At 35.3% G+C, this 26514-nt stretch carries 24 protein-coding genes, 1 pseudogene and 1 riboswitch; of the genes and pseudogenes, 3 read left to right on the forward strand and 22 right to left on the reverse strand.

Features of this window, described 5'->3' with window-relative positions; all coding sequences use genetic code 11:
* Positions 1 to 10 precede the first annotated feature (10 nt).
* The 6 genes and pseudogenes from G634_RS0101525 to G634_RS0101555 all read right to left on the reverse strand — a co-directional run bounded on the left by G634_RS0101525 (position 11) and on the right by G634_RS0101555 (position 4059).
* Entirely contained in the window at positions 11 to 985 is a 975-nt protein-coding gene (locus G634_RS0101525) for a hypothetical protein (protein WP_026503808.1), read from the reverse strand.
* Between the two features lie 13 nt (positions 986 to 998).
* Positions 999 to 1178, reverse strand: a complete 180-nt coding sequence (locus G634_RS0101530; protein WP_196805270.1) for a hypothetical protein — start codon at positions 1176 to 1178, stop codon at positions 999 to 1001.
* Positions 1179 to 1499: 321 nt separating this feature from the next.
* A pseudogene (locus G634_RS20010) lies at positions 1500 to 2087 on the reverse strand (carbamoyltransferase C-terminal domain-containing protein).
* 24 nt (positions 2088 to 2111) lie between these two features.
* Positions 2112 to 2855 (reverse strand): carbamoyltransferase N-terminal domain-containing protein, encoded by a 744-nt coding sequence (locus tag G634_RS21740; RefSeq protein ID WP_081676410.1) that lies wholly within the window; start codon positions 2853 to 2855, stop codon positions 2112 to 2114.
* Positions 2830 to 3291, reverse strand: a complete 462-nt coding sequence (locus G634_RS21745) for a carbamoyltransferase N-terminal domain-containing protein (protein ID WP_026503813.1) — start codon at positions 3289 to 3291, stop codon at positions 2830 to 2832. Before G634_RS21745 ends, G634_RS21740 begins: the two co-directional genes overlap by 26 nt.
* Positions 3292 to 3489: 198 nt before the next feature.
* Positions 3490 to 4059, reverse strand: a complete 570-nt coding sequence (locus tag G634_RS0101555) for a transcription termination/antitermination NusG family protein (RefSeq protein ID WP_026503814.1) — start codon at positions 4057 to 4059, stop codon at positions 3490 to 3492.
* Positions 4060 to 4511: 452 nt separating this feature from the next.
* On the opposite strand from G634_RS0101555, the gene G634_RS0101560 reads away from it, so the two are divergent.
* Positions 4512 to 5639, forward strand: coding sequence for a tyrosine-type recombinase/integrase (locus tag G634_RS0101560; protein ID WP_026503815.1), 1128 nt, complete (start codon positions 4512 to 4514; stop codon positions 5637 to 5639).
* Positions 5640 to 6221: 582 nt separating this feature from the next.
* On the opposite strand, the gene G634_RS0101565 is transcribed toward G634_RS0101560, so the two are convergent.
* From G634_RS0101565 to G634_RS0101580, 4 genes are all read right to left on the reverse strand, one after another.
* Entirely contained in the window at positions 6222 to 7385 is a 1164-nt protein-coding gene (locus G634_RS0101565; RefSeq protein WP_026503816.1) for a macrolide family glycosyltransferase, read from the reverse strand.
* A gap of 24 nt (positions 7386 to 7409) precedes the next feature.
* Entirely contained in the window at positions 7410 to 7745 is a 336-nt protein-coding gene (locus G634_RS0101570) for a DUF3784 domain-containing protein (protein WP_026503817.1), read from the reverse strand.
* A 61-nt stretch (positions 7746 to 7806) separates the two neighbouring features.
* The gene (locus G634_RS0101575) at positions 7807 to 8847 is read right to left on the reverse strand and encodes a hypothetical protein (RefSeq protein WP_026503818.1); all 1041 of its coding nucleotides are present in this window, start codon (positions 8845 to 8847) and stop codon (positions 7807 to 7809) included.
* A gap of 252 nt (positions 8848 to 9099) precedes the next feature.
* Complete coding sequence (locus G634_RS0101580; protein ID WP_035798493.1) at positions 9100 to 9918, reverse strand: MBL fold metallo-hydrolase; 819 nt, start codon at positions 9916 to 9918, stop codon at positions 9100 to 9102.
* A 259-nt stretch (positions 9919 to 10177) separates the two neighbouring features.
* Between G634_RS0101580 and G634_RS0101585 the strand changes: the two genes are divergently transcribed.
* Positions 10178 to 11689, forward strand: coding sequence for a DUF6056 family protein (locus tag G634_RS0101585; RefSeq protein ID WP_026503820.1), 1512 nt, complete (start codon positions 10178 to 10180; stop codon positions 11687 to 11689).
* A 367-nt stretch (positions 11690 to 12056) separates the two neighbouring features.
* On the opposite strand, the gene G634_RS17570 is transcribed toward G634_RS0101585, so the two are convergent.
* The 10 genes from G634_RS17570 to G634_RS0101640 form a co-directional block, all read right to left on the reverse strand.
* Positions 12057 to 12824 (reverse strand): hypothetical protein, encoded by a 768-nt coding sequence (locus G634_RS17570; protein WP_035798496.1) that lies wholly within the window; start codon positions 12822 to 12824, stop codon positions 12057 to 12059.
* 259 nt (positions 12825 to 13083) lie between these two features.
* Positions 13084 to 13680, reverse strand: coding sequence for a histidine phosphatase family protein (locus tag G634_RS0101595; protein ID WP_026503822.1), 597 nt, complete (start codon positions 13678 to 13680; stop codon positions 13084 to 13086).
* Between the two features lie 138 nt (positions 13681 to 13818).
* Complete coding sequence (locus G634_RS0101600) at positions 13819 to 14469, reverse strand: CatA-like O-acetyltransferase, family 3 (protein ID WP_026503823.1); 651 nt, start codon at positions 14467 to 14469, stop codon at positions 13819 to 13821.
* 65 nt (positions 14470 to 14534) lie between these two features.
* Positions 14535 to 14987 (reverse strand): GNAT family N-acetyltransferase, encoded by a 453-nt coding sequence (locus G634_RS0101605; RefSeq protein WP_026503824.1) that lies wholly within the window; start codon positions 14985 to 14987, stop codon positions 14535 to 14537.
* 183 nt (positions 14988 to 15170) lie between these two features.
* The gene (locus tag G634_RS0101610) at positions 15171 to 16328 is read right to left on the reverse strand and encodes an MFS transporter (RefSeq protein ID WP_026503825.1); all 1158 of its coding nucleotides are present in this window, start codon (positions 16326 to 16328) and stop codon (positions 15171 to 15173) included.
* Positions 16329 to 16410: 82 nt separating this feature from the next.
* Positions 16411 to 17148 (reverse strand): GH25 family lysozyme, encoded by a 738-nt coding sequence (locus tag G634_RS0101615; protein WP_026503826.1) that lies wholly within the window; start codon positions 17146 to 17148, stop codon positions 16411 to 16413.
* Positions 17136 to 17561: a hypothetical protein gene (locus G634_RS0101620; RefSeq protein ID WP_026503827.1), complete on the reverse strand. Its 426-nt coding sequence runs from the start codon at positions 17559 to 17561 to the stop codon at positions 17136 to 17138. Before G634_RS0101620 ends, G634_RS0101615 begins: the two co-directional genes overlap by 13 nt.
* A 371-nt stretch (positions 17562 to 17932) precedes the next feature.
* Positions 17933 to 19234 (reverse strand): ABC transporter substrate-binding protein, encoded by a 1302-nt coding sequence (locus G634_RS0101630; RefSeq protein WP_026503828.1) that lies wholly within the window; start codon positions 19232 to 19234, stop codon positions 17933 to 17935.
* Positions 19231 to 22170 carry a response regulator gene (locus G634_RS20030; protein WP_051233619.1) on the reverse strand — a complete coding sequence of 980 codons (2940 nt, stop codon included), beginning with the start codon at positions 22168 to 22170 and terminating at the stop codon, positions 19231 to 19233. The genes G634_RS0101630 and G634_RS20030 overlap by 4 nt, the downstream gene beginning before the upstream one ends.
* Positions 22171 to 22184: 14 nt before the next feature.
* Positions 22185 to 23186, reverse strand: a complete 1002-nt coding sequence (locus G634_RS0101640; RefSeq protein WP_026503829.1) for an HD domain-containing phosphohydrolase — start codon at positions 23184 to 23186, stop codon at positions 22185 to 22187.
* Between the two features lie 177 nt (positions 23187 to 23363).
* Here G634_RS0101640 and G634_RS0101645 point away from each other — a divergent pair, with 177 nt between their 5' ends.
* Entirely contained in the window at positions 23364 to 23909 is a 546-nt protein-coding gene (locus G634_RS0101645) for a hypothetical protein (RefSeq protein ID WP_026503830.1), read from the forward strand.
* Positions 23910 to 23960: 51 nt separating this feature from the next.
* Here G634_RS0101645 and G634_RS0101650 read toward each other — a convergent pair whose 3' ends face one another.
* Positions 23961 to 25136 (reverse strand): cation:proton antiporter, encoded by a 1176-nt coding sequence (locus tag G634_RS0101650; protein ID WP_026503831.1) that lies wholly within the window; start codon positions 25134 to 25136, stop codon positions 23961 to 23963.
* A gap of 45 nt (positions 25137 to 25181) precedes the next feature.
* A riboswitch (Fluoride riboswitch) is annotated at positions 25182 to 25259 on the reverse strand.
* An 83-nt stretch (positions 25260 to 25342) separates the two neighbouring features.
* On the reverse strand, positions 25343 to 26371 hold the full coding sequence (locus G634_RS17580; protein WP_051233620.1) for a dicarboxylate/amino acid:cation symporter: 1029 nt from the start codon (positions 26369 to 26371) through the stop codon (positions 25343 to 25345).
* Between the last annotated feature and the right edge of the window lie 143 nt (positions 26372 to 26514).

A 26514-nucleotide genomic window follows, 5' to 3' on the forward strand; every position in this document is an offset into this window, starting at 1 on the left:
CCAAATCAAATCATGCTTCAATAGCATTTATAAATAATTTTAAACTTACAATATTACTTTCTACTATGTAGTCATTTTGAGGTACGATTTTCCTAATGTTATCTCCTATCGCTCCTTCTAATTTTTCCTTAAAATTTGTCATCATCTTCTTTTTTAAGATATTCATGGATGAATCAAACTCAACCCAACATCCATATCCATTCATATAAGCCATAATATTCCCATTATCTCTTACAAGTACTGATGTAAATAGGGGCATTCTTAAAAAATCATAGTCATTATACAATTGACCATGTATTTTTATATCCATCGTACGAATATTAACTCTTAAAATTGAATTTGCCCATTGTGGAATTATAAAAACCTCATCAGAAACACACACAATTGCACATGCTTGAAAATTTCCTGGTATAGATACTTTATATCCATCTATATTCATACTAACTTTTCTCGTCTTACCATCACTTTCATATATTATGAATTCATTATTTTTCACTCCAACCAACGCATAATCGTTGCCTATTTTTTTTATTGTAGAAAAATGTCCACACTCACTTTCTAAATCTATGTACTCTACACTGTAATTACGTTTATTTATTTTACCTATCTTACAGCTATTTTCTGTTGGTATGTATAAGTAATCTTCATCTTGATCATATGAATCACCCCATGCAGTATCAGGGAACTCTATGCAAGGAATACTAAACGTTTCGCTATCTATATCAAAATAAACTATTCTGTGTCCCCTCACAGTATTTTTTAAATACATAGTGATTTTATTTCCGTCCAAAGCAATCATACCCACTGTGTTCATTTGAAAAGCAGAACCGAAAGGCAAAAATTTTACCGATATAATCACCATATTTTCTAATTCCATCTTAAATACAGCATTTACATAATCTGAAGTGAACCATATATACTTACCATCAGTTACACAACATCTTATTAGCAAATCTCCAAAGGTATTAAAAAATCTTGCACTCATATAGCACTCTCTTTCAAATTTTCTCGACCTGTTCAGTCATAATCCTTTTATATTTCGCTGACATTCCACTACCAATCGTATTATCTGGGACATCCTTCGTAATAACTATCCCAGTTGCTATCATTGCGTATTTCCATATTGTCCCCCCACATACAATTGTTGCATCAGCACATATTGATGTGCCTTCTTCCACCAATGTCCTCTTATAGTTCTCTCTCCCTTCCAGTAAGCTTTCCATGAGTGATTAATATTCTTTCAATTAATACCTTCTCATCTGCCTATCAAACACTTCAGATGCGGATTTTGTTTCTACAAAATGTATCTCAATATTGTTTATGTCTAGCTCCCTTACTTTTTTCAACTCACTTAGAGCTCTAAACAAATGTATAAGATTTTGTAACCCCATACACAATCAGAAATACGGGATGATAATTTCCAAAATATGTTTGTATATATGAAAAATACGCCCTATTAATGCGACTTCTATAGTGCCACTATGCAATTCGTGAGTTTATTAAAAAACGTAAATAAACTTCGGTATTAAGAATTCATCCTTATCCGTCCTCATGAAGCATTTGTAGGCATCTTCTGGTGTATACACTATCGGCTCACCTTCAACATTAAAGGACGTGTTTACCAAAACACCACATCCTGTCATTTCATTGAACTTCTCCATGATAAGATATAAATTTGGATTTCTTTTTTTATCCACAATTTGAACTCTGGCGCTGTAATCTACATGAGTTATTGCAGGAACATCCGATCTCGGAACTGACACCGACTTAAGCATGTCATTATCAAAACGTTCCAACTCATCCTCAATATCAAAAGGCAACCGCCTATCTTTAAGCACATTTCCCACTTTAAGCATTTAAGGACTATCACATGGCAAATCATAATAGTCATCTCTACGCTCATCTAATACAATTGGAGCAAAAGGTCTAAATGATTCACGATACTTAATCTTAAGATTAAGCTTTGACTGCATCTCTTCTAAACGGCTATCAGCGATAATGCTTCTGTCCCCTAAAGCTCTAGGACCAAATTCCAGTCTTCCCATCATGAGACCTATTATCTTCTCACCATTTAGTTGTTCAGCTATCTTCCCTGCCCAAGCATTCTTATCTTAAAATCTCACATACTTTGCATCGTATTTCTTAAGAATTTTTTCTATCTCAACCCCAGTAAAAGATGGTCCCAACAGGCTTCCACCCATGCTGTCAGGAAACTCTACTACACGCTTGTTCTTGAAGAACTCATAATATGTATAAAATGCGCAACCTAATGCACCTCCAGCATCATCTGAAGCTGGCTGAATCCACACATTATCAAAAATCTTTTCTTTTGATAGTTTCCCGTTAGCAACACAGTTAAGTGCTACACCACCCGCCAAAACCAAATTGTCAATGTTCTGACCATATTTTTCTTTTGCATGTTTGGCAATTCCTATAATCAACTCTTCTGTAATCTTCTGAACAGAAGCAGCGATATCCATTTCACGCCTGGTTATTCTACTTTCCGCCTGTCTCCTTGGACCATCAAACAACTCCTCAAACTTTTTATCATTTATCATCGTAGTCCCACGATAAAAATCGAAATAATACAAGTTTAAGCAAAAAAATCCATCTGCTTTGATGCTAATTACATTTTCTTTAATCTTGTCATAATATAATGGTTTCCCATACAGTGCGAGACCCATGAATTTATATTCGCCAAAATTAACTCTAAATCCGCAGAAATAGGTAAAAACTCTATAGAACATTCCGATAGAATGAGGATACTTAATCTCTTCAACTATTGTTACTTCGTTGCCATGCCCAATACCAATAGCTGTTGTGGTCCATTCACCAACTCCATCTAGCGTGAGGATACAGCTTTTTCATATGTGGTGATGGATAGAAAGCTGATGCAGCATGGGAAATATGACGTTTTGTCACTAAAAGCTTTCCATATTTTCCCAATGAACCAAGAGAATTTTTTAGTTTTTCATGAATCCACAGTTTCCATGCAAATATCATGTCGAAAGAGTTATTTAACAAACTGTCACACTCTTCTCCAAGAAAAGCCAAATTACTCATAAATATGTCTGTCATCAACAACGGATTGTCATAGTAAGCAACTGCCTCTAATTCCTCTGCAGTAATTCCAGCCTCTTTCAGACAATATTTCATAGCATTCTCTGGAATATGAGAATCATGCTTTATTCTTGTGAATTTCTCTTCCTGCGCAGCTGTGATAATCTTACCATATTGAATAAGACACGCTGCTGAATCATGATATAAACACGAAATACCAAGTATATACATGACCCTTCCCTTCTAAAATCATTAATTTCGAATTCATAAAAAACACACAAACTATCGCAGTCAATATAAATCATTTGCTGATTGTCTATGATTTAAAACATAGCTTCGCCATGATGACTTCATTCAGTCACCCTCTTGATCCACTATGTCCGCTTCTTCCCTCCATGCGCTCACAGCGACATTTCGGTCTGAAGTTTCTTAATCCCTTACAATCTTGGCCATATTCAGCCTATCGTTTTCGTCATCTGCTACCAGTTCTTGAAACGTTTTCCTTTCAAGAATCTCAAGATTTATCTCCACTTCCATGTCACGACCTAATAGCGTCATACATATCACGGCGCTTCGATGATGCCGGTCAATTTTTCGGATTTCTCCGTTGTATCCTATAAATGGTCCGGATGTGATAACCACATAATCGTCCACACGGAAACCTTCTGAATGATGAATAACGTGCTCTTCTCCGCCAAGTTTCATCAGATATTCCTGTTCTTCTGGTCGAATGGGAGTTATCATACCATCTACTTCCATAAGCTTTTGCTTGTTCTTCCGCAGTCTTCTATCAAAATCTTCAGCTATATTTTTCTCAACATCTGCGAAGATATATCCCGGAAAAAAGGGCTTTCGCTCCTTTATCCATTCCCCTTTTATCCTGTACTCTTTCTCATACTCGAATACAAAAACATTCTCACCTTTATCTGCCACTTCCCGAACAACAGTCTCTGCAACTTTGCTTTCTTTCCCTTTAAGTGCCTGTATCACATACCACATATCATCACTGTTCCAGCTAATGCCATCTGACTGTCATTATTCGTAGAAAATACCGTCTTTTTTGATAAATCCCCTCTGATACCGTTAGCTGTCCTATGCCTTTCGCAAATCTATTATTTCTTTACTATCGTCAATACGTACACAAATGTTTCTTAAATCATTATATGACGTTTTTGCCAACTCCGCAAGCAAATAATCATAAAATCAAGTAAATATGCCGAAAAATCCCATCTAACGTCCTTGATTATCCAAACAAATTACCAATGATTTGCGAAAGTTGATTGACTTCATATTTCTTCATCGGCACAATTACCCGATTTCTTTAGTGCAAATTAAAAATATTTGTAAATCAGGCTTTTCATGCGGTCGGAGAATATCAAGGTGATATGAAAATCAGTCAATTCTCCGTCAGTAGAATCGTATGATTTGCAAGCAATAAAGGAGACCAGAATATGGCAAGAAAAGGTGAAAACATCTACAAAAGAAAGGATGGACGTTGGGAGGCCAGATATATTGTTGGCCGTTATGCAAACGGACGGGCAAAATACCGGTCTGTATATGCATGGAGTTACTTGGAAGTCAAGAAAAAACGTCAAGAAGAAATGCTCAAGATGGCAGATATGAACTGTGAAGGTCAGCCAAAAGCGGGAACGGTTGCATCTGTCGCTAAAGCATGGATCAGGGACAGCATCCACAAATGGAAAAATTCTACAAAATGCCGCTATCAGGAAAAGCTGGACATCTATATTCTCCCGTATTTCGGAAAGCATGAATTTTCTGATATCAGCACAGCGGAAGTTGAATCCTTTATATCTATGATTCAGACAGAAGGAATGCCAAGCAGAAAACCCGTTGGTGCAGGCACAGCAAGGTCTGTACTAACAGTTTTGAAGCAGATTCGGCTTCATGCTCTTAAAATGGATTATCAGGTACGATATAACCCGGACTGTATTGTAGTTAGAACCCAAAAGGCAGAAATAGCAGTATTTTCCGAAGCAGAGGAGAAGAAACTTGTTGCTGAATTAAAAGCAAACACTGATGAGACAGCAGCAGGATTTCTCACCTGCCTGTTTACAGGCATCCGTATAGGTGAACTCTGTGCTCTTAACTGCAACAATATAGACTTGGATGATGGAGTGATTCATATCCGTGCCACCATGCAACGCCTTCCGGATGAAAGCGGAGGAGATAAAAAAACAAAGGTTACAATTGATAAGCCGAAAAGTGAATGCTCAATTCGGGATATACCTATAAATAAGGATTTATTAGAAGTGCTCTGCAGGTTCCATAAACCCGGAACATTTCTGCTGACTGGAGATAAAGAGAAATTTATAGAGCCAAAGACTATGGAGAACCGTTTTAAGAGCATTCTTAAGAAATGCGGTCTGAAGCCAGTCGGTGTTCACAGCACCAGACATACATTTGCATCCCGGTGCATAGAGAGGGGAATGGACCCTAAGACCTTATCAGAGATCCTCGGACATGCAAATGTAGCTACCACGCTAAATACCTACGTCCATAGCAACAAGAAGAGTAAAGAAGACGGAGTAAATATGCTCTCAGATTTATTCTGCGTATAGAAAATGGTCAGAAGAGCCAGAAAAGCTTATAAATTCAGTATTTATCGACTCTGTTTATGAAAATAATAGTTTTACGAAGTCTATAAAAGAACATAAAAAGAGCAGGGCTATTATGATTATCACAAATCCCTGCTCTTGGTAGTTCACCGAAGATGGGCTGATTTATCCCCTTACTCCAATGAATCCTATGCTATTGTAAATATTAACTGCTTCCACTCCCTTACAATCTTTTTGATTGTTATACAAAATCTGCATTTCATCCACCTAAACAAGCACTCTTCCGCTTATTTACAGGCTTTTTCAACATCTCCTGTAGCAATTACTTAGACCAGATCGTTACAAAAACACTTGACCACAACACCTACTGCTGCTAAAACTAAATGAATCAATCCCTGCATGTACTCGCACTATAGATGTTAGCAAGAATCCTTTCGTTAATAAAACAGGAGACCTTGACCCCGACTACATCACCTCATTTAACATCGGAGCCATACGGAATATAATCTTCAAATGGGTTGACAAAGGAATGACCGATTCCTTAGATGATATAAAAAATACCATAGAAAAGTATCTAAGCAGGTATTAATCCCTTTTTGCTATTTGCTCCAAAAAAGATTTTGCTTCATCAACTCCGCCGCATTTTTTGAAACTTTCAGATATTCTATCTGCACATTCTTTATACTGTGGATTGCATATAATCTCAGTTAAAGAATCCAGAATATCATTTTCAGATATTGAATTAAGCCTTACTCCTGCACCTAACTCTTTTGTTCTTTTGGCCACTGCATCCTGTTCAGACGTCTGCGGAAATAGCACTAAAGGCACACCAAAATATAACCCTTCTGAAGCAGAATTCATACCGCAGTGAGTTACAAAAGCATCGGCTATAGATAAAACAGCCATTTGATCTACCGATTCATAGACTTGTATATTATCAGGAAGATTATCAAAGCGGTCATTATTTGTTCCCATAGAAATAATAATTTGCCAGTTTGTTTTGGCAAGAACTCTGATACAGTTTCGATAAAATTCTTTATTCTGGTTAACTGTACCCATTGATATGTATACTGTCTTATCTGCTATTTTTTTATAATTATTTATAATAGGTCTTATAGATGGGCCGATAAAATGATATCTGTCAGAAAATGTCTCAGCACAGGGTTGGAAATATTTAGAAGTATATACAATGGTATTGGTATCATTATCATTTTGCACAATATCTAATAAGCTATTTACCGGATATCCTTTATCCCGAAGGCGTTTCAACTGCTTATTTATACCAGGAAGTGCCATTAGCATTTTTAAAATATCCCATAAGCTTTCCTGCATATATTTAGCCGAGTATCGATTAAATGCAAACGTTGTTGTCGATGAAACATAAGGAATTTTATGTTTCATTGCCGCAAGTTTTCCCCAGAATGCCACAGAATCTGACACTATTACATCTGGATTAATCTCCTTAATCATACGAGTACTCATCTCATCTAGTGCCAGAGTAGCTGATACGAGCATCTTGGTAGCAAATACCTTGTCTTTACCAACTCTGTCAGCGTTATCCTTATCTTCCATCTCAAAATCGTATCCATCACAACCTATAAACGTTGCACCTGCACTTTCAATCTTTTCTCTGAACTCTTCAAATGAAAAATACCAGACTTTATGCCCCGCTTGTGTAAGATTTTTAACAAGTCCTAGAGTCGGATTAGTATGTCCGTGCGCCGGAATGCAAAACCATGCTATTTTCATAGTGTATTATTCCTGCCTTTCCTGTTATTTCTTTAAGTATTTCTCAAAAGCCTTATATGCATCAATATGCACGTCCTTGAAAAACAGAAAACACCAGATAATAAAAGTTGGAATTGCCATATAGGCAGTAAAAAAATAAGAAAGAAATGTTCCTATCAGCATAACTGCAGACCATACAAAACACTGATTTCTTATGTCCCTTGAAATAGCAGCTCTGTCATACATAGCCTGTTCTTTTTCTGAAAACATATTAAAACCTGCAACAAACTTCGTTGCTCTTTCCTTGAATACTCCAAACAATAATCCTATTATTGCAAATGGTACTACAAGTACTCCGCACATCCACGCTCCAATATTCATAACTTCATCCTTTCTACTATTTGTGAATCACTATAAATGTCTTGTCTTTCTCTATACTTCTTTATTTTTTTAACAAATCTAGTATAGCTGCTATTATTGGAGTTATATATGCTACAACTGCTAAGATTGTGCTAATTACTGCAATTATCTTAATAAGCATCTGACTCTTAACTGATAATTCAATATTCTTACCATCCTCTGTTTTTCTGAACGTAAATAGTTTGAAACATGCTTTGCTTATCAAGCCCCATACCCCATATAAAATTACCAATACATAATAACAAAAGACTAAACATGCTATTAAAAGCATAGCCGTCATAAATAAATAAAAGCGTACTGAAACTGTCTTATAATTGTTATAAGTATCATTATAGCGAGTAAAACACTCCATAAATAAGAGAAATGACGTTAAAAGAGCAATCATAGAAAAAGCCATATTAATAAGAAAATACGGTAACTTCTTAAATAACGATTGATTAAGCATTAATAATGGAGTCATCCCAATAGCCAAAAATATAGCCACTGTATTTGTAGTTAATTGACCGCTTTTATCTCTGCTTATCAAAAGTGAAAGTACCGAGCATACAAGAAATGCTGCAGCAATTACGACAATTATAAACTTTAGATTAGTAAAAAGATTAGTTTTAAAAAAGCTGTAAATATCTCCAGGAGAAAGATTATATGATAATTGATTTATCAGTTTTTGAGCTTCTTTTCCATCTAGTTTTGTAGTAACTACAAGTTTTCCCTTTTGAATTTCTTCATTCATAACACTATGTTTCTTAAGAAGCTGTATTATATCATCATAATCACCTTCTATACGAATATCATGATCATTGTAATTATATGTTTTGACATCTATAGATTTATTCCCTGTGCTATCATCGGTTTTAACCTCAAGGTAAAATGTTCCTTCATTATATCCATTGACTTCGATTTCTATAGCAAGATGATCCTGTACAAAATCCTTCGGTTCTAACTTTTTGACTATCTTAGTAATATATCCATATACGAATTTATCAAACTCAGTTTGAGTTGCTTCATTACCATTAGAACCTAACTGAATATTTTCTGTGTTATTATCAGGCAATACCATATCCATTTCATAGTCCTCCCATTAAATACCAATATAATTGCACTACAAAACGCAAAAAACAATTAATTATAGCTCACCAATTATTTCTCTGCTTTGAATCAAGCTTTGAATATACAGTATTTCATAATCTAACCCTCATCGCCCTTCGTAATTTATATTTAGAATCTTTAGATTTGTTATATAACAATGCAAATACTATTGTAAGCACAAATTCAAATACTATAATTGACAAATTAAGCTTTAGAGAACGATCAATCTTCAAATATTAATTCGTAATCCCACTTGCAATTGCTCAATCTTATCTCCAAGTTTCTCTTTCAATATGGCAAAGGCTCTTTCTTTGGTACAATGTCCGGTGCAGACATAATCAATTGCACTAGCTTTAATACTATCAGCAACTTCTTCAATCACTGCGTCACTTTTATTGAACAGATGGAACCCACCTATATATCCATATACTTTTTTGTCAGGAAGAGCTTTTTTAACTTCATTTATGATATTAACCACACCACCGTGAGAACAAGAATTAATAATAAGCAATCCCTTATCAGTTTCCAGAACCAGACTTTGCTCATGAGAAAAATCATCAGGCATCCAGCCTTTTTTCGTATGCCTATACATTTTTTCGTTTTTGCCTATCTTAGAAAGATTCTTTGTACTATGAGGAATTAAATATATGCCTTCACTTATCTGATAATTACCAGAAACCCTTTCGATTCTGTCATTATATTCATCGAGCATTCTTTTAGGTATTCCGATGTATTTTTTGAAAAATAAGCTTTTAACATAACAATCAGCATCCACTGTATCCCTTACATATAATTTAGCTTTTGAATTGTTATCAAGAAATGCAGGTATTCCATTTGCATGGTCATAGTGTGCATGGCTTAAAACTGCAAAATCTATCGTCTCTATGTTTTCTCCCAATTCTTTCAAGTTTTTCAAGAATAAATCTGAAGATCCTGCATCCACTAAAATATTCTTATCACCATATTTTATTAAAAGGCATAGCCCCCATTCTCCAGAAAGCGTTTCATTCGATTTATTATCTATTATTACTACTATTTCTGTTTTCATGAGCACCCCTCTATCTAATTATTATCCAAAGAATTTAAAAAAATAATAGTTTCCCTCTTCAACTACATTTTATAGATATCACTGATTTATATTATACCTAATCTATGCTATTCAAGGAATACAAAAAACAAAACCAATCTATAATATCCATATTGAAGAAGATATGCTTGTAAGGTATAATTTACAGGATATGAAAATTCTCCCACTAAAAATTTATAATTTGAAAAACTTAATAGAAAGGTGAAAGTTTCAACGTCATATGGTTAAAAAAAATAACAAAAAAACAAACATCTTAGTGATTGGAATTTTTTTACTATTTGCTTTTTCATTGATACCAATTTTATACGTATCTCAATATGATTTTGCAACAGGTGATGATTATGCATTTGGAGCATATGCACATTTGGCATTTCAGAATTCACATAGTATCATAGCCGCAATAAAAGCCTCAGCACAGCATACAGCAGATATTTACTATACTTGGCAAGGAACATGGTTATCATGTTTTTTATTTGGATTACATCCGGAAGTTTTTAATGATAGAGCTTATGTTGTGGTTCCTTGGATAATGCTATTTATAATGTCATCTTCGTTATGGCATTTTTGTAATCATTTTTTTATAAAAAATCTATGTATAGAAAAAAACACAGGTATTATTCTTACTATATTTATTCTATCTAGTATGATTCAATTGCTTCCATCTAAGCCATTCGGTATTTTTTGGTTTAATGGTGCTTTACACTATACTGTCCCGTATTCATTGATGCTTCTTTCATTAGTAAGTGCCAGTAAATATTTAAAGTCTGCCCATAAAAAAGACTTAATTATATTATCATTTCTAATGTTGGCTCTTGGAGGTATGAGTTATCCAGCTGCATTAGCAGCACCAGTAGGAATATGTTTGATACTTCTTTTTCGCCGTATTAGCCATAGAAGATATGCCCAAAAGAAAGATTGTACTTTATTAGTACCATTGATTCTAGAATTAATTGGTTTAGTAATCAGTGCATTAGCACCGGGAAATAAAGTTAGAGGCGGAGAAAAATTTGGTTTTTCTTTTTCTACTGTTATTTATACGATTTGGCAAAGTTTTGTACAATGCGTAACACATACATTGCGCTATTTAAAAGAAGAACATTTTATCATTGCTATATTATTTGCATCGGTACTTTTATTTATTTTTTTATATAAAAAGCCAGAAGAGACACCTCGAGAAAAACTTTTCAAAAATCCGCTTTTATTTATATTATTTGTTTTTTTATGGGACACATGTGTATATGCACCAGAAATATATGCAGGAGTAAGTGTAAGTGAAGGCGTGGATAATACATATTTTTTCTCTTTTGTAATTTCGATTTTTTCAATTGTAATATATACAATGGGCTGGCTAATGGAATCAACTAAAATATTGAGCAAAGAAAAATATTATATAAATTCATTTACAAAAGCAACTGCCTTTTTACTTATTTGCATAACTGTTTTTGTATGTAGACATCCCTTAAAATATTCTACAGCATATATTTGTTATGATTTTGTTACAAGTGGAAATGCTCAGGATTTTAAAAATGAATTATTATTACAACAAAAACTTTTAAGTGGTGACGAAAAAACACTAGTTTTGCCATCAACTAATGGCCGTAATGGTCCTATTATAAATATGTCAGTTACACCAGATTCTAATTCATGGAACAGTCGGGTAATAGCTAGATTTTATGGAAAAGATTCTGTAACTGGTTTAGCTGCCGATGATTGGCATAAAATATACGATTGAGTAATCTTGAAAAGCAGTATTCTTGCTAAGATTTAAGATAATCATCAGCAAGAATATTGCTTTTCAGAACAAAACATATCTGACAACAAATTTTAATTTGGTACATTTACTTGTTTTCCTGATGAAAACAAGAACCTATACTTATTGTTTTATGTAATCCGTTTTGCTGTTTGTATATTTCGTCGCAGACACGCTTTCGCTTGATTATAAACGTAATGGTACATAAGGTTCTAAAATACAGAACCTAAGTACCAACGTTTATATACAGTTCTGCTCATGAAATATTACAAGCCAGCAAAACTCATTTATCAAATATAAGTAACAATAAAGTATAGATTATTAAATTGTATTGTTAAATATTCTAAGACTACACTTCCATTTCCATAAATTCATCTATCACTTTGAGCACCGGTATTGAATACTCTTTTTCTCCAAAAAGCCACTGCTCATGCTGCATATTAAATTCCCTTATATCAGGATTATGAAAATACTTTTTATATCGTTTCAAATACTTCTCACCCATTTTATTAGCGTAGATAAAATGAGCTTTAGTATGCTCTACACTTATATCATCTTCAAGATGAGTAAGAAGATCTGAATAGTACTCATTTTTAATAGACTCCGGATTAAACTTAGAGAAACAGTTCATAAACTTCTCAGCAGTCTCTTCACTCATTTTTAAAAAATTCTTTAACTTATTCTTAGTCTTATTCCTTTTCTTATCGCTTTTGGTAAAACTTGTAAGAAGTGGTACTACCAGCATTGATTGAAGCTTTGCTGCAACTATTCCGCTTTGATCAAGGTCAGGGCTTCCAAAAATGGCATGATCAAGGTGTACTTTTTTACGCATAACAAGCTGACCTACAAAACTTGAACCAAGAGATGAACCTATCGCACCGTGAAGCCTTCCATCATGTTTCTCGATTATATACTTTTCAATCTTTTTGGTAACTGTAATCATATCTGGAAATATAACATCACTTCCATCAAAGCCATCATAGTTTACACAAATAAGATGGTACTTCTCAGATAAGTCATCAATAACAGTTCCAAAGTTAGTCTGATAGTCACAACACGTTCCTGGAAGTAGCATAAGCGTCTTTCCTGACATGTTCCCAATTTCATCAAATTGCATTTTATTAGTTCCTCTTTCTATGACATATGTACTTGTTTTTCATAACACAACCACTATGTTTCATAATACTACTTATTGTTAGTTTTGGCTAACTTTTCCATTTATTTTTTTATTTAATGTAATATCAGACTTCACCAAAAAAGCCAGTCACTTTGTCGGAGACTGGCTTTTTTTATATTCCTCAAATTTTCTCAATACTTGTATTATGGCAAAAATTTTCCTGAAGAAAGATACAATCTATAGTCCGTTTTACTATATTTTAGTTTACATGATTATCTAAATTTGCTTTTCTTACATAACAGCCATTTTCTGTTAATTCCCAAACGTGAATACCTGTATCAGATGTACTAAAGAAAAACTTCTCTCCGATTGGAATATGCATCATAGCTCCATATAGTTGGTTCACCATACCTCCATGTGTAACTAGTGCGATACAATCATCTAACTCATTCTCTGAAAGGAGCTTATCCAAAAATTTAATTGCTCTATTTCGAAATTCAACCTTTGATTCTTGATTATATACGGACTGGTCAATTGGAAGATTTTCTATGGGAGGATATAATCTATCCGCCTCTTCATAAGATAGCCCTGCCAATAACCCATTATTAAACTCCATCAAATCAGAATCATACTCAATAGACGCTCCAGTCTCTCTAGATAAGTGTTCTGCAGTCTGCGATGCTCGTTTAAGAGTACTGCAATAGATGCGATTAATATGATAATTCTCCGCAACATATTTAGCCATTGCCCTGGCTTGATTATGGCCTTTTTCCGTAAGACTAAAATCTGCTCTACCTTCGTGAACCTTGAGTATATCAGCTTCAGATTCACCATGACGAATCACTAAAATAATCATATTATTTCCTCGCAATATCTGCACTATCGTAAATTGTTTTTTTACTAGTCCTTGTAATTATGCTTCTCTAAGTTTTGTTTATTAATTTGTTCATACTCTCTTAATGCTGAATATTCTGCCCGAAGTTAAATTTGTCGACTACAACTTAACAAAAGCCTTGATTTCCTGCTCCAAAAGGCGAAATACATTGGCGACTAAATAACCATCCGCAATCGCGTGGTTTAAACGAACAGTTACAGGCATAACGAGTCTGCTGTTTTCTTCTCTGTATTTTCCCCAATTGATAATAGGAGCAAAGAATAAATGTCCATCCGGCAATTCAATATTAAGAGAATCATACGAAAGCCATGATATATAAGATGCATCGAAAAAGTTTGGATGGTTTGCCATGTCCAACCCATATTCACGAGTCTTCTTTGCTTCTTCAACATCATGTAAAGCAGCAGTGTAAAACTTCTCATAATCCTCATAATACGCTGTATATACAGGCGTACATGTTTCTGTATCTTCATGAAAAACATACTGCGTAGGATTTATCACATCATAGCAGATTAGTTCATCTGTCTGCCAAAGATATCCCATTCTGTAATCATCACGTGAATTCAAAACCTTAGAAAGAATATAAAGAAAATTGATGTAAAACTTTGTGCCATTTTTCTTAGAATATGCTACAAGTTCAGTAACATCTATTCTAGAAGTTATTGATGTTGAACATTTACAATCTTCCGAAAAGTGCCGAAACACACCTTTTCTATAGTAAGTCTCTTTATCAATTATCTTATAGTTCATTATTATCCCCCTACAATCTTCAATTTGTTACGCACAAACATAGCAATATCAATAAACACCACAATTCAAAGCTTAAATTGCATGAAATTACCATTGTGAACAAATCCATAAGCTGTATATAACTTCACACCCATGTCTGATGCGGTTATTTGAACTGTTCCACACCCATACGCTTTTGCCTCATTTATAACTCTATCAAGAAGATTTTTTGCAATTTTTTTACGTCTGTATGCAGGATCAGTATACATGCTTGATAATAATCCAATCCTGCCTGTTGGACATCCAAAGTAAGGTGGTTTCTCAACAAAAGACATACCACTAGTTCCTATGATTTTGTCTCCATCTATTGCTAACCATGAGACAAAGGTTCCATCTGCCATATGTCTGCTATAATAATCCATCAGCGCTGGTACTAAATCAATATTTTCTTTTGCACCTTCTTCTCGCAGTTGATTTATCCTCATTTTAATAAATATATCCAGTTCAGTTGCAGTAAGCTTTTTGTACTCTATTGCCATTCGAATTAACCTCCACAAACTCTATCCCTGAACGTCATTACAACAAAGGCTCTACAAACTTCAATCTGTAACGCACAAACAACTGATACTCTACATAATTTTTCACTATGGTTCATTGTAATATTTTCTTGATTTCTGAAAGTGCCTTATTTTGTACAACGTCATATTTAGAAATATCAAGACTCAGACTCTTATCGTTTTATATGTCAGTTCGAGCATTCCGATATTAAGTGCTGCAAATATCAAAAGATAAACCGGCATAATTCCAATACCTATATTCTGCTGAAGATGTCCAAACACCATTGGCATAAAGGTGCTTCCAACGTATGCAGACGCCATTTGCAAGCCTATAACTGCCGCACTATATCTTTTACCAAAATTTGTTGGTGCCATGTGCTGAATTGCCGGATATATTGGTCCCATTCCAGTTCCTATGACTACGAAACCTATAGCTGAAAGTAGATAGCCATAAGTCTTCACACAAACCATAGCTATACCTGCAACTTCCACGATTATACCGATTCTTATAAGGAGTCTGTCTCCCAGCTTATTGGAAATAAACCCTGATATTAATCTTCCCAACATAAGTCCGCCAAAAATAAGCGAACCAAACGAAGCTATAAGCTCATCGCTAAGCCCAGTCTTGGTCCCTGCAAAATAACTTGGAGTCCAAAGAAAGCATGTTGCCTCACCTGCGCAGTAAGCAAAAAATCCAATCAGTGTAAGTACAACTCCAGGAACTTTAATAGTCTGTCTTATACCTGCGCTATCAGATGTTTCTTCATCTATTTCTTCATCATTCTTCTTCCAAAGTGGCAAAGCCATAATACATACAAGCAAAATTCCTATCTGCAAATAAGCTGTCCACCTGTATCCTTCGTTCCATCTGGCATACTTTAGTGCAAGAGCCATAATTGAAGGACTTATAACAGCACCCACTCCATAAAAACAATGAAGGAAATTCATAACGGATCCAGAATAATTATTAGCTACATAATGGTTAACTGATGCATCGATTGCACCTGCCCCGAGTCCATAGGGAACTGCAAATAAAAAGAGCATTGCATACTGACTTGAAATTGAAAATCCTAACAAACCAAACACTGTAAGCATTATAGAAAATATAACTATCCACTTTGTATGGAAACGTTTAATGATTCTCGGACTAAAAAGTGCTGAAATGATAGTCATAAAGGATATTGTCATTGACACATATCCTGCGTAAGACGACGGAACATTAAATACCATCTGCATCTTAGGCCACCCCGAACCAAGAAGAGAATCCGGAAGTCCCAAACTAATAAATATTAGATAAATAACAGCAAGTAACAAAGAAAACATTCCCCTCCATTTCCTTTCTTCCGTTCTTGTAAAACGAAAATAAAGCCATAAATACTAACATAACTTTTAACAAAGTTCTTTATCATTTTTCAGAAATATACGCATAAAATTCTTTTTCATCGCCGCAAAATACATTCATATCAATATATCGTTCAGTTCCTGAATACCCTGACAGCACATGTCTGTTAGAATACTGCCAAAAAGTCCAGTTAAGTGACGAATCCGGCTTACCATATACATCTCTAATCCACAAGTCATAGTCACTAAACTTATTTTTTAGTACATCCCACCACTCATTAGTAGTATATATAACGGGTTTAACCTTGTAAAAAGACTCTACGCTTTGCAAATAGATTTGCAATTCCTCAATCATTTTTTCTTTGTCAGTATCACTTAGATTTATGTATCGTCCATATGGCTCAACATCTACAACAGGTGGAAGCATTTTGGAGGCAACAGTTACTGTATTGCAAAAATTCTGTGCTTGGTCTGTTCCAGAAGAATCAAAGCTAAAAAAATGATATGCTCCAATTCGTAAATCTGTATTCTGTGCCTTACTCCAGTTCTCATCAAATTGTTCATCTTTATGTTGTGAACCTTCTGTTGCTTTTATATAGGCAAACTTTATATCTTCTTTACTTAGCTTATCCCAGTCTATCTCTCCCTGATAATGAGAAACGTCTACACCTTTAATCGGATACTTTTTCTTTGACGGATTATTGATATGAATAACACCGTAATATAAAAGAATCATTGCCAAACATATCAATAATACTAGCGCTACAATAGATAATAGTATTTTTCTTTTTAACTGTTCCATCCGTTTTCGTAGCCTTCCTTAAGATAGGCTTCAAGCATTTCCATTAAGGTATCATACTCCCCAATAGAGTTGCTGCCAGCTTCCCCTATAGCATATTTATGAGTAAGAGCATCATAGATAAAACTATCATCATCTACACATCCAAGCCATATAGACTTCTGATCATCACCCTCCCACCAGTCAAACAAACACAAATCATCACATTTAAAGTACTCAAAAAAGTTGTTATTCTGTCTATAGTACTCCTCTAATTCTGAAACAACGCTTCTTTCTACGCCGAATCTATCACACATATCTCTAAAAGCCTTTATTTCCTTTTCTGAAGCTGGTGTTATGTTAACAGTATGACCATTGCAACAGTACCCCCACTCATCCTTACTACAGTATTTTTCAAACAATTCTTTAACAGTCATTTTTTACTCCCCTTTTTATTTTTCATAAAATGATGCAAAAGCATCTCTATGCTGCATATGGATAATCATACCTGTTTTTACTAAAAAATAAAAGCCGCCTTGAATTTTTTCCAAGAAAAAACAGCTTTTTCCACCATAAATTGCTCATCTATAGTTCCTCCTTTTGACTGGATTTTGCTTTAAAAAAGAAAAAGCAATGAAGCTAAAATATAGCTCCATTGCCTTAATGTACTCACTTTACACCTATACAACTACTTAAACAATTACTCCTAAGTGCCTTTTATCTGCTACTTTTTTGTAATTTATAACACTTTTAGGTTATATTATTATGACTTACAGGCATATACAATTGTCTGAACCGATTATTGGTTTTATTCTTTCAACTTCCCAAACTTTTCTATAGCCTCATCTACCGTCATATCACCTAATAGCACGTGGTGTGCCGCATATCTGAACTGCTTAACAGCATTGTCGTTTATCCCGGCCTTTGTACTACAGATAACGCGCTCTGATGGAGTATTACCAAGAGCAGAATAAATACTGTCCAAAGATAAATCCTTAGACGTAGTTATAAGACGCTTTACAGAAGCCATGTTTCCAAGTTCCTTATTGGATATTAAGAAACGCATAAACTCCATAGCCATATCCTTATTTGGACTATTCTTGTTCACAGAAAAGTTCATGGCTACAGTATCGATTACAAAACCGCCCTTATCATCGAAGGGAACCGGATAAAATTTGTATTCAAATGGCGATGCTAAAAACTTATCTGACTGACTCTCTCTTTTTTTGGTACCTGATGCCACATCAGCTGAGCATACCAGCATAGGCACATCTCCCTCAAAAAAACGCATGATGGCAGCGTCATAATTATCTGATATTTCATTTGTACACTTTGAAACATCAATATATCCCGAATCTACAAGTTTTTTTATTTTCTCAAGACAAGGCCGCATTACTTTTCCTGATTGAGAATCTAATTCATTGAAACCATCCCTCATAGAAGGTTCTGCTATTATCGCATTCACCAAAGATGGATATCCGAAATTGTATTCAAAAGATCCTGAAGATGATGATACATAACCCATCATAGGCGATGAATAGCCTTTTTCCTTTAATTCTTTGCAGATATTTTCAAAATCGTTCCAGGTAACAGGAACATTTATCCCCTCTTTTTCAAACAAATCTATATTTACAAGCATTCCAAATGAAGTAGCAAGAACCGGTGCCATAAGAACCTGACCATCCTCTGTCTTCCTTATAAGACTCTCTCTTACACATGAAAAATCAATGCCAGTATCCTCTTTTGCCAAATCTGCTGCCGATTCAAAAATATCGCTGCAAGAAGGATTTCCCCACATCCAATAGAAAGTGCAATAAATATCAGGAGCTTCCTGACTTAGCAATGAATTACCAATAGAATCACCATAGCCGTCAAGATAAATATAGCTTAACTCAACATTTGGGTAATACTCATTGAAGCGGTCAAATTCGCTTTCCAAAGCCTCAAAATTCGAATAGCTTCCGTATACCTTTATAGAACAACTTTGCGATTTATCAAGCTTTGGCACAAAAGAATCATCGTTTTTTACATCTCTGCATCCTGATGCAGTAACAATTATAAAGACAGTAAGGATCACACCCAAAATATTACACCACACTTTTTGTTTCATATTTTTCCAATCTCCTGTAATATCGTTTCCTTATCCATTGATTTTAAAAGGTATCCTCTAGGATTTTGCTTCATCAACTTATGAATCGTCTCTTCATCATCTTCACCTGTTAAAAAAACCACCGGAATATTCTCTGTAGCAGGATTTTCTCTCAAATGTTCAAGAACCTTAGAGCCATTCATATCTTTCATCTCATAATCTAAAAGTATCAAATCCGCCTTGTTCTTTTCCAGAAACAAAAGAGCCTGTTTTCCCGATTTAACAGCAGTAATCTGATATTTATCAGAAAGCCACCCTCTTAACATTTTTAGATAAATAGGGTCATCATCAACAAGAAGAATTTTTGGAGGTTCAAAAAATTTTGCCAGTTCCTTGCCCAATAATTCATACATTTCTAAAAGTTTCTCTACATCTCCAATTCTAATTGCAAGTGTCCCATCTTTACCTGAACGTTCGAGCTCTTTGGCAAGTTGGCTTATCTCTTTGGCTCCTATAATAGAGGATGTACTCTTTAAAGAATGTAGTCTAATAGTTAAATCATCGAGCAATAAATCTTTACACATAACTCTAATCTCTGCACTATTTTCTTTCACAGTCTCTTCATACAGCTTTAACGTATCAAGATATGATTCTGCAGATTCGCAATGAGAAATGCCTTCCTTTGCATCTAACCCTGTCACTTTTTCAATACCCTTAGGAAGATTTATGCACTCATTAACATCACTGCTACTATCATTGGCTATATACTCCACAACAACCTTCTCATGCGGCAGATATTTTAACAGCATCACTTCAAGGCGCTCATAATCTATAGGTTTTGCCAAATAATCAGTAAAACCTTCTGCAAGAAACATCTCCCGCATACCTGATACTGCATTTGCGGTAAGACATATAACAGGTGTGTCCTTATTTGGGCTGTTCTTAATTTCTTTCATCCTGTAAAGAGTTTCGATGCCATCCATATCCGGCATCATATGGTCTAGAAAAATCATATCATACGCATTCTTTGTACACTTTTCCAAAGCTTTAGCACCGCTTGATGCGGTATCGATATTCATCCTGGTGTCTTTCAAAAGACTTATAAAAACGCTGATATTAAGCGGAGTATCATCCACTACCAGAATTCTTGAAGAAGGCGAAATAAAGCTTTGTCTATATCCTTTCTTTAATTCAGTTTCAAGAAGATACGCTTCCTGATAGTCCCCAACCTTTTCATTGCTCATAACGCCCTGCCTAACAGCAAATGAAAACTCTGAGCCTTTACCATATTCACTGAATACTTCCAGATTAGAGTCCATCATAGTTAGAAGGCTTTGCGTAATACTTATCCCAAGCCCTGTTCCCTCGATATTCCGATTCTTGCTTTCCTCTAGACGTTTAAACGCAATAAAGAGTTTGTGAATATCCTCCTCTTTAATGCCACTTCCCGTATCAGCAATGCTAACCTTTAGCAAAATCTCTTTCTCTTCAACTGACAAAGATTCATAGGTAACATTAAAAGTAACAGATCCTTCATCAGTGTATTTCACTGCATTGGAAAGAATATTCAAAATACACTGCTTAATTCTAAGTTCATCTCCATAAAGCCTTCGGGGAATATCTGGGGATATATTTACATTTAACTTAAGCTTTTTCTCATCTGTCCTAATACGAATCATATTTACAAGATCATTTAACGTATTTACGAGATCATATTCCACAGGCACAATATCTAGCTTACCAGCCTCCAGCTTGGAGAAATCCAAAATATCATTAATAAGGCCAAGAAGCGTATTTTCAGCCATCCTAATAGCTTCAGAATATCTAAGAATATTTGGATCATGGCTTTCACGACCAATCATTTCATTGAATCCGGTAATAGCATTCATAGGTGTGCGAATATCATGTGACATCATTGAAAGAAAATTTGACTTGGCGGCATTTGCCTTTTTGGCCTCTTGTGCTGTAATTGCAAGCCTGCGGTTAAAGAGCATCATCGCAGCCATATTAAAAATGAGCAAAGCAGCCAATGCACCAATTGTACCGCCTAGAAGGACCCAGTCCACAACATCTAAAATAAGGCTTGACTTGGGAATAGCATTAATAAGAAACCAGTCTTTATCCAAGGTTACCGGAGTATGCGCAACAACGCACCCCCTCCCTTTAGAATCTGTTAATTCTACAAGTCCTGTTTCACCTATTACCTTCTCCTCAAATTCCTTTTGACTCATATAGTTTGTATTATTATAGGATTTAAAATACTCGAATAGATTAGAATTTTTCAGTAAACTCCCATGAACCATATAGTTGCCGACATTATCGATAATAGCAAGATCTACATCCTCATACTCACCCTTTAAATATACAAGCTTTCTACTAAGTTCACTAATAGGGATGATACGCATTAATAGCGCTTTTCTAATTTTAGACGAATCCTTTTCACATAAAGTTAGAGTATTTAAAAATGCCATCGAAAGAACGCCATTTTGAGGATTTGCAAAAGCCTTCGTCTGTCTGATTTCATTATTTAGATTTTCTTCGCAAAAATCGGAAAACAGAGAATAGTTCTTATAGGAAACCGAATAATTCCCTGCTTCTTTGAGACTTTCACACCGTGAAAGTCCGGCAAAAGATTTATCATCATAAAAAATAATATGTGCATCAACTTTATCAGAAATTGATGCCCTGCGAGTAAAGTCAACTGCCTCTTCTATAGTCATAGGCTTTCCTTCATCTAGGGCATAGTGATTTATGTAGCTAGCCCAAATATCACATAAATGCTGTTCATCTTCAAGATAATTGGCAATAATCTGCCCTGCAGTCTCTGCAGTGTTTTGAAATACCTGTAATTCATGATCATTGCTATCTTCCCGTTTATTTGATGTGTGCTCAACAATAAAGCAGATAATGAAGGTAATAATGATTATATTTACAATAATTGTAAATCCTCTTTTCACTAGGCACCTCTTCTTTAATCAGGTCTGTCCCGCATAGTGTAGTCTTTATCTTCATCAATCATTTCAAGCATTATTCCGGCAAAACGAGGGTCAAACTGTCGTCCCATTCCTTCCTCAATCTCAGCTCGTACCTTTGCCTGTGGAAGTACATTTCTGTAGCTGCGGTTGCTAGTCATAGCATCGTAAGCATCTGCCACAGCTATGATACGTGCAGTTTCAGGAATGTCAAACCCTGATAATCCGTCAGGATATCCTTTCCCATCAAATCTCTCATGATGCCATTTGGCACCACATACCAGTTCAGGCATTTTTTGAATATTCTCAAGAATACGACCGCCTATTTCCGGATGCTTCTTGATCTTTGCAAATTCTTCATCGGTAAGCCTGCCTGTTTTATTAATGATATTGTCAGGGACTCCGATCTTTCCCACATCGTGCAGTAATCCCATCATATAGACAGCATCGAGCTGTGCTTCGTCATAACCGCATCTTCTTGCTATTTCTCTGGCGTAAGCAGCCACACGACCTGAGTGACCTTTAGTATATGCATCCTTAGCATCGATTGCATCTGCAAGTGATGCCACTACCTGCAGAAATAATTCCTCGTTTTCTTTAGTCTTCTTTTCAACCTCTTTGGCAAGATTTTTCTGAAGTTTAATCAACTCTACTGCATGTCTTACCCGAAGATTAAGAACTCCTGATATAAAATCCATAGCTCCAAGTAAAAGGCCTCGAATCTCTGCCTCCTCATCCTCTTGTCCCGTCAAAAAGATAACTGGTGTTTCATTTCCCTTATTTTCCATTTTTCTAAGTCTGATAAGGGTTTCAAAGCCATCCATACCCGGCATTTTAATATCTAACAGAATAAGCTCTGGACTCTCATTTTGGGATATATATTCAAGAAGCTGCTCTCCGGACTTAAGTGCAACAGTCTTCATTCCTGCACCTTTTAGGCTTCTTAAAGCTTCTTTTAAAATAACAGGATCGTCATCAATAACGATAATCCTCTCGGCCATAAATATTTATCTCCTCACAGAACAACATAAAACGTTTTGCTATTTGTATATTTCGTCTCAGACACGCTTTTTTTGAATATAAACAGTCAAAATCTCTAAATATATTATAATAGATTATATATAGTGTTTTTCACTAGATAACTATAATCAAAATGGTAACAAGGAGATGATATTTCAATGAAAAAATTCAATGATATGGATACTGAACTTCTTTCTGATATTTATTTGATTATTGATAAAAAATGTGCCGAAGTAGAAAGCCACCTTGAAAATGGTGACCTTAAGAATTTCACCATTGTAGTTCATTCCTTAAAAACCACCTGCAGAATGATGGGAGAAAAGAAACTATCGGAGGACTTTCTGGAATTGGAAATGCTGGGAAAGTCTGAAACCTATGATGCACTAAGTAAGGTACGTGAACTTACACCTAATATACTTGACAGATTTAGAAAATTAAAATTAGAACTAATGCCATATATTAATACAGATAGCGAACCCGCTTTGCATTTTTCTGCTTCTGAAATTTATTCTCTCCTTGAGGAAGTTGAATTATCTGCTGCGGACTTTGATATATTAAGAGCCGAAACGGCAACAAAAAAACTCCTTACCTATCAATGCGATAAGGAGTTTTATGAAAAACTTAAGCAGCTTTCCGACCTGGTAAATGAACTGGACTATGACGAGGCCAGGACTTTGGCAAACAAAATAAAAAAGTCTGTGTGACTACTTAATCAAACAAAAATATCTAATGATAATAATTATTCTATGATATTTTTATACCGATAATAAAGTCTTATATGTTCTATCGATTGCAAATGCTCCTATAGGCGCTGTTATAACTATCGCCAAAACTGCTACAGTAAGAACAGTATCACCACATGCAAATCCAAGTGCAAGAGGAATACCTCCAATTGCAGCCTGAACAGTGGCTTTTGGTGTATATGCCATCATTACAAATAATCGCTCTTTCTTTGTAATATTTGTTCCAACAAGGCAAAGAAATACACCAAGCATTCTGAATACGAGCGCTCCAATGATAAGCAAAACAGCTACTACTCCAACTTTTCCAATGTAACTAATATTAATAGCTGCTCCTACAAGAACAAACAAGAGTACTTCAGCGGCAACCCAAAGTTTTTCATATTTTTTTGAAAGTCTTTTGGCTACATTTTCTCTCTTTTTCTGTAAACCGATACCAATAAACATAATGGCTATGAGAGAGGAAAATGTAATAGGCGTTTTCAAAGAATCTTCAGCAGATACCAAAACAAAGGAAACAGACAGTATTATCAGCACCTTTGTCGTATCTCGCATATGAAATTTTTGGAAAAAGACTGTCAGTATTATTCCTATTGCCAGCCCAATAACAACTCCTAAAATAATTGATACCGGTATATTAACAAAACTTATAATTGATACCCCATGTCCCTGCATCATTCCTGTAAAGGTAGTAAACAGCACTATTACATACACATCATCAACAGAAGCTCCCGCCAATATCAACTGAGGAATGCCTTCTTTGGCTCCATACCCCTCATCCATAAGTTTAACCATTCTAGGCACTACGACTGCAGGCGATACTGCCGCCAGAACAGCCCCCAAAACAGCCGCTTCCAGGCGCGTTAATCCCAGTAATCCCGGTGCCAATATCAGCATTCCAATAAGCTCAAAAGTTGCCGGAACAAAACACATTAAAACCGCCGGTCTTCCAATCTTTTTTAATCCAGATAAATCAAGCCCCAATCCAGCTCTTGTAAGAATGATAATAAGAGCAATCTTTCGCAGTTCGGCTGATATACCAAGAATACTGCTGTCAATAAGATTAAATACATACGGTCCTAATAGTATTCCCGTTATAAGAAGTCCTATAAGACTTGGAAGTTTCAGCTTCTTGCAAAAATAGCCCAGTAGCATACCGATAATAAAAATTAATGAAATACTAAATAACATTTGCCCTCCTTTAGACACAAAAAAACTGACAACTTCTGCGTAATTATAATCGCAGAAGTCATCAGCTTTAATCAGCGGTTTCAGTAATAATTACTTAGGGAGAACTTCATTCCCTTATATAGAAATATGGTATCATATTGATTCTTTTACCGCAACATTAAATGGCCATTTTTTTCAAAGTAATCCAGTCATCTTCCACTGTAATCTCACCTCACCAGTAAAGTCAAAACCGTTTTTCTTATAAATCCTGATTCATTTTTATCTAATTTCTCTTCTTTTTCTTCAACCACAAAATTATTGTAAACATCATTGTTAAGAAGGCCTTCTGTTTGGGCAGTAAGCACTGTAGCTGTAGCTGCACCAACTACATTTGTAGCTGTTCTAGCCATGTCAACAATTGATGAAATTGGAGCAAATAAAACTATAAACTCTATTGGAAGTCCTGACGCTGCAAAAAGTGCTGTTGCAGTGATAGTGGCTGTTCCCGGTACACCAACTGTTCCAATTGATACAAGAAGTGTCAAAACAATAAGAAGAGCAAACTGACCGATTGAATAATGGATTCCTTGCTGATTTATTGTAAATACCGCAAGAAGAACCGGCCAAATACCTGCACATCCCGGCATACCAAGGTTTGCACCAAGACCGGCTGTAAATGCTGCCACATCCCCATCTACACCAATATCATCTTTTAGTTTACTTACCGTAACCGGAAGTGTACCAACACTACTTTGTGAAGTAAATGCCACAACAGCTGCAGGTGCTATTTTCTTAATAAATGTAACAGGGTTAAGCTTTGCAATAACTGCTACAAGTATGCTTTCTACTCCAAAGAGCTGAATAACGCAAAGAACATATGCCAAAACCAAAGTACCAAGTAATGGCAATAAATCTGCCACTTGACTTCTCCCTACTGCTCTTGCAATAAGTGATGTAACTGCATATGGTGTAAGACCAACAAGAAAAGCAACTGCTCTGCCAAGAACTTTATTTGCAGCATCAACAAATACTTTGAAAGGCTTTACTGACTCATCTTTTCTATAAACCTTGTTGTAAGAAATGGCTACTATAATTCCAAATACAAGAATCACCTCTCCATAATCAGCCAGCTTTTGACTTTCTGGAGCAAATCCAATGTACCCCTCTGTGATAATAGAAAACATCTCAGATTCAAGATCATCAACCGTTTTTTCAATAAGAGTTTCGAAGCCATCATCTTCTGCTCTTCTAATCATTTTCTCATAAAGATTTCCTATCACATTTTACTTAGCAAATTAGGGAAAAGGCTCTTGACAAGCATTTTTGAAAGACGTAATGTGTTTTTTGTGGAGAAACATGAAGTTCCGCATTATTTAAGTGGAATGATAAGCTTTTTGGG

Origin of the sequence: Butyrivibrio sp. NC3005 (assembly GCF_000424545.1) — a bacterium.
Taxonomy (GTDB): Bacteria; Bacillota; Clostridia; order Lachnospirales; family Lachnospiraceae; genus Butyrivibrio.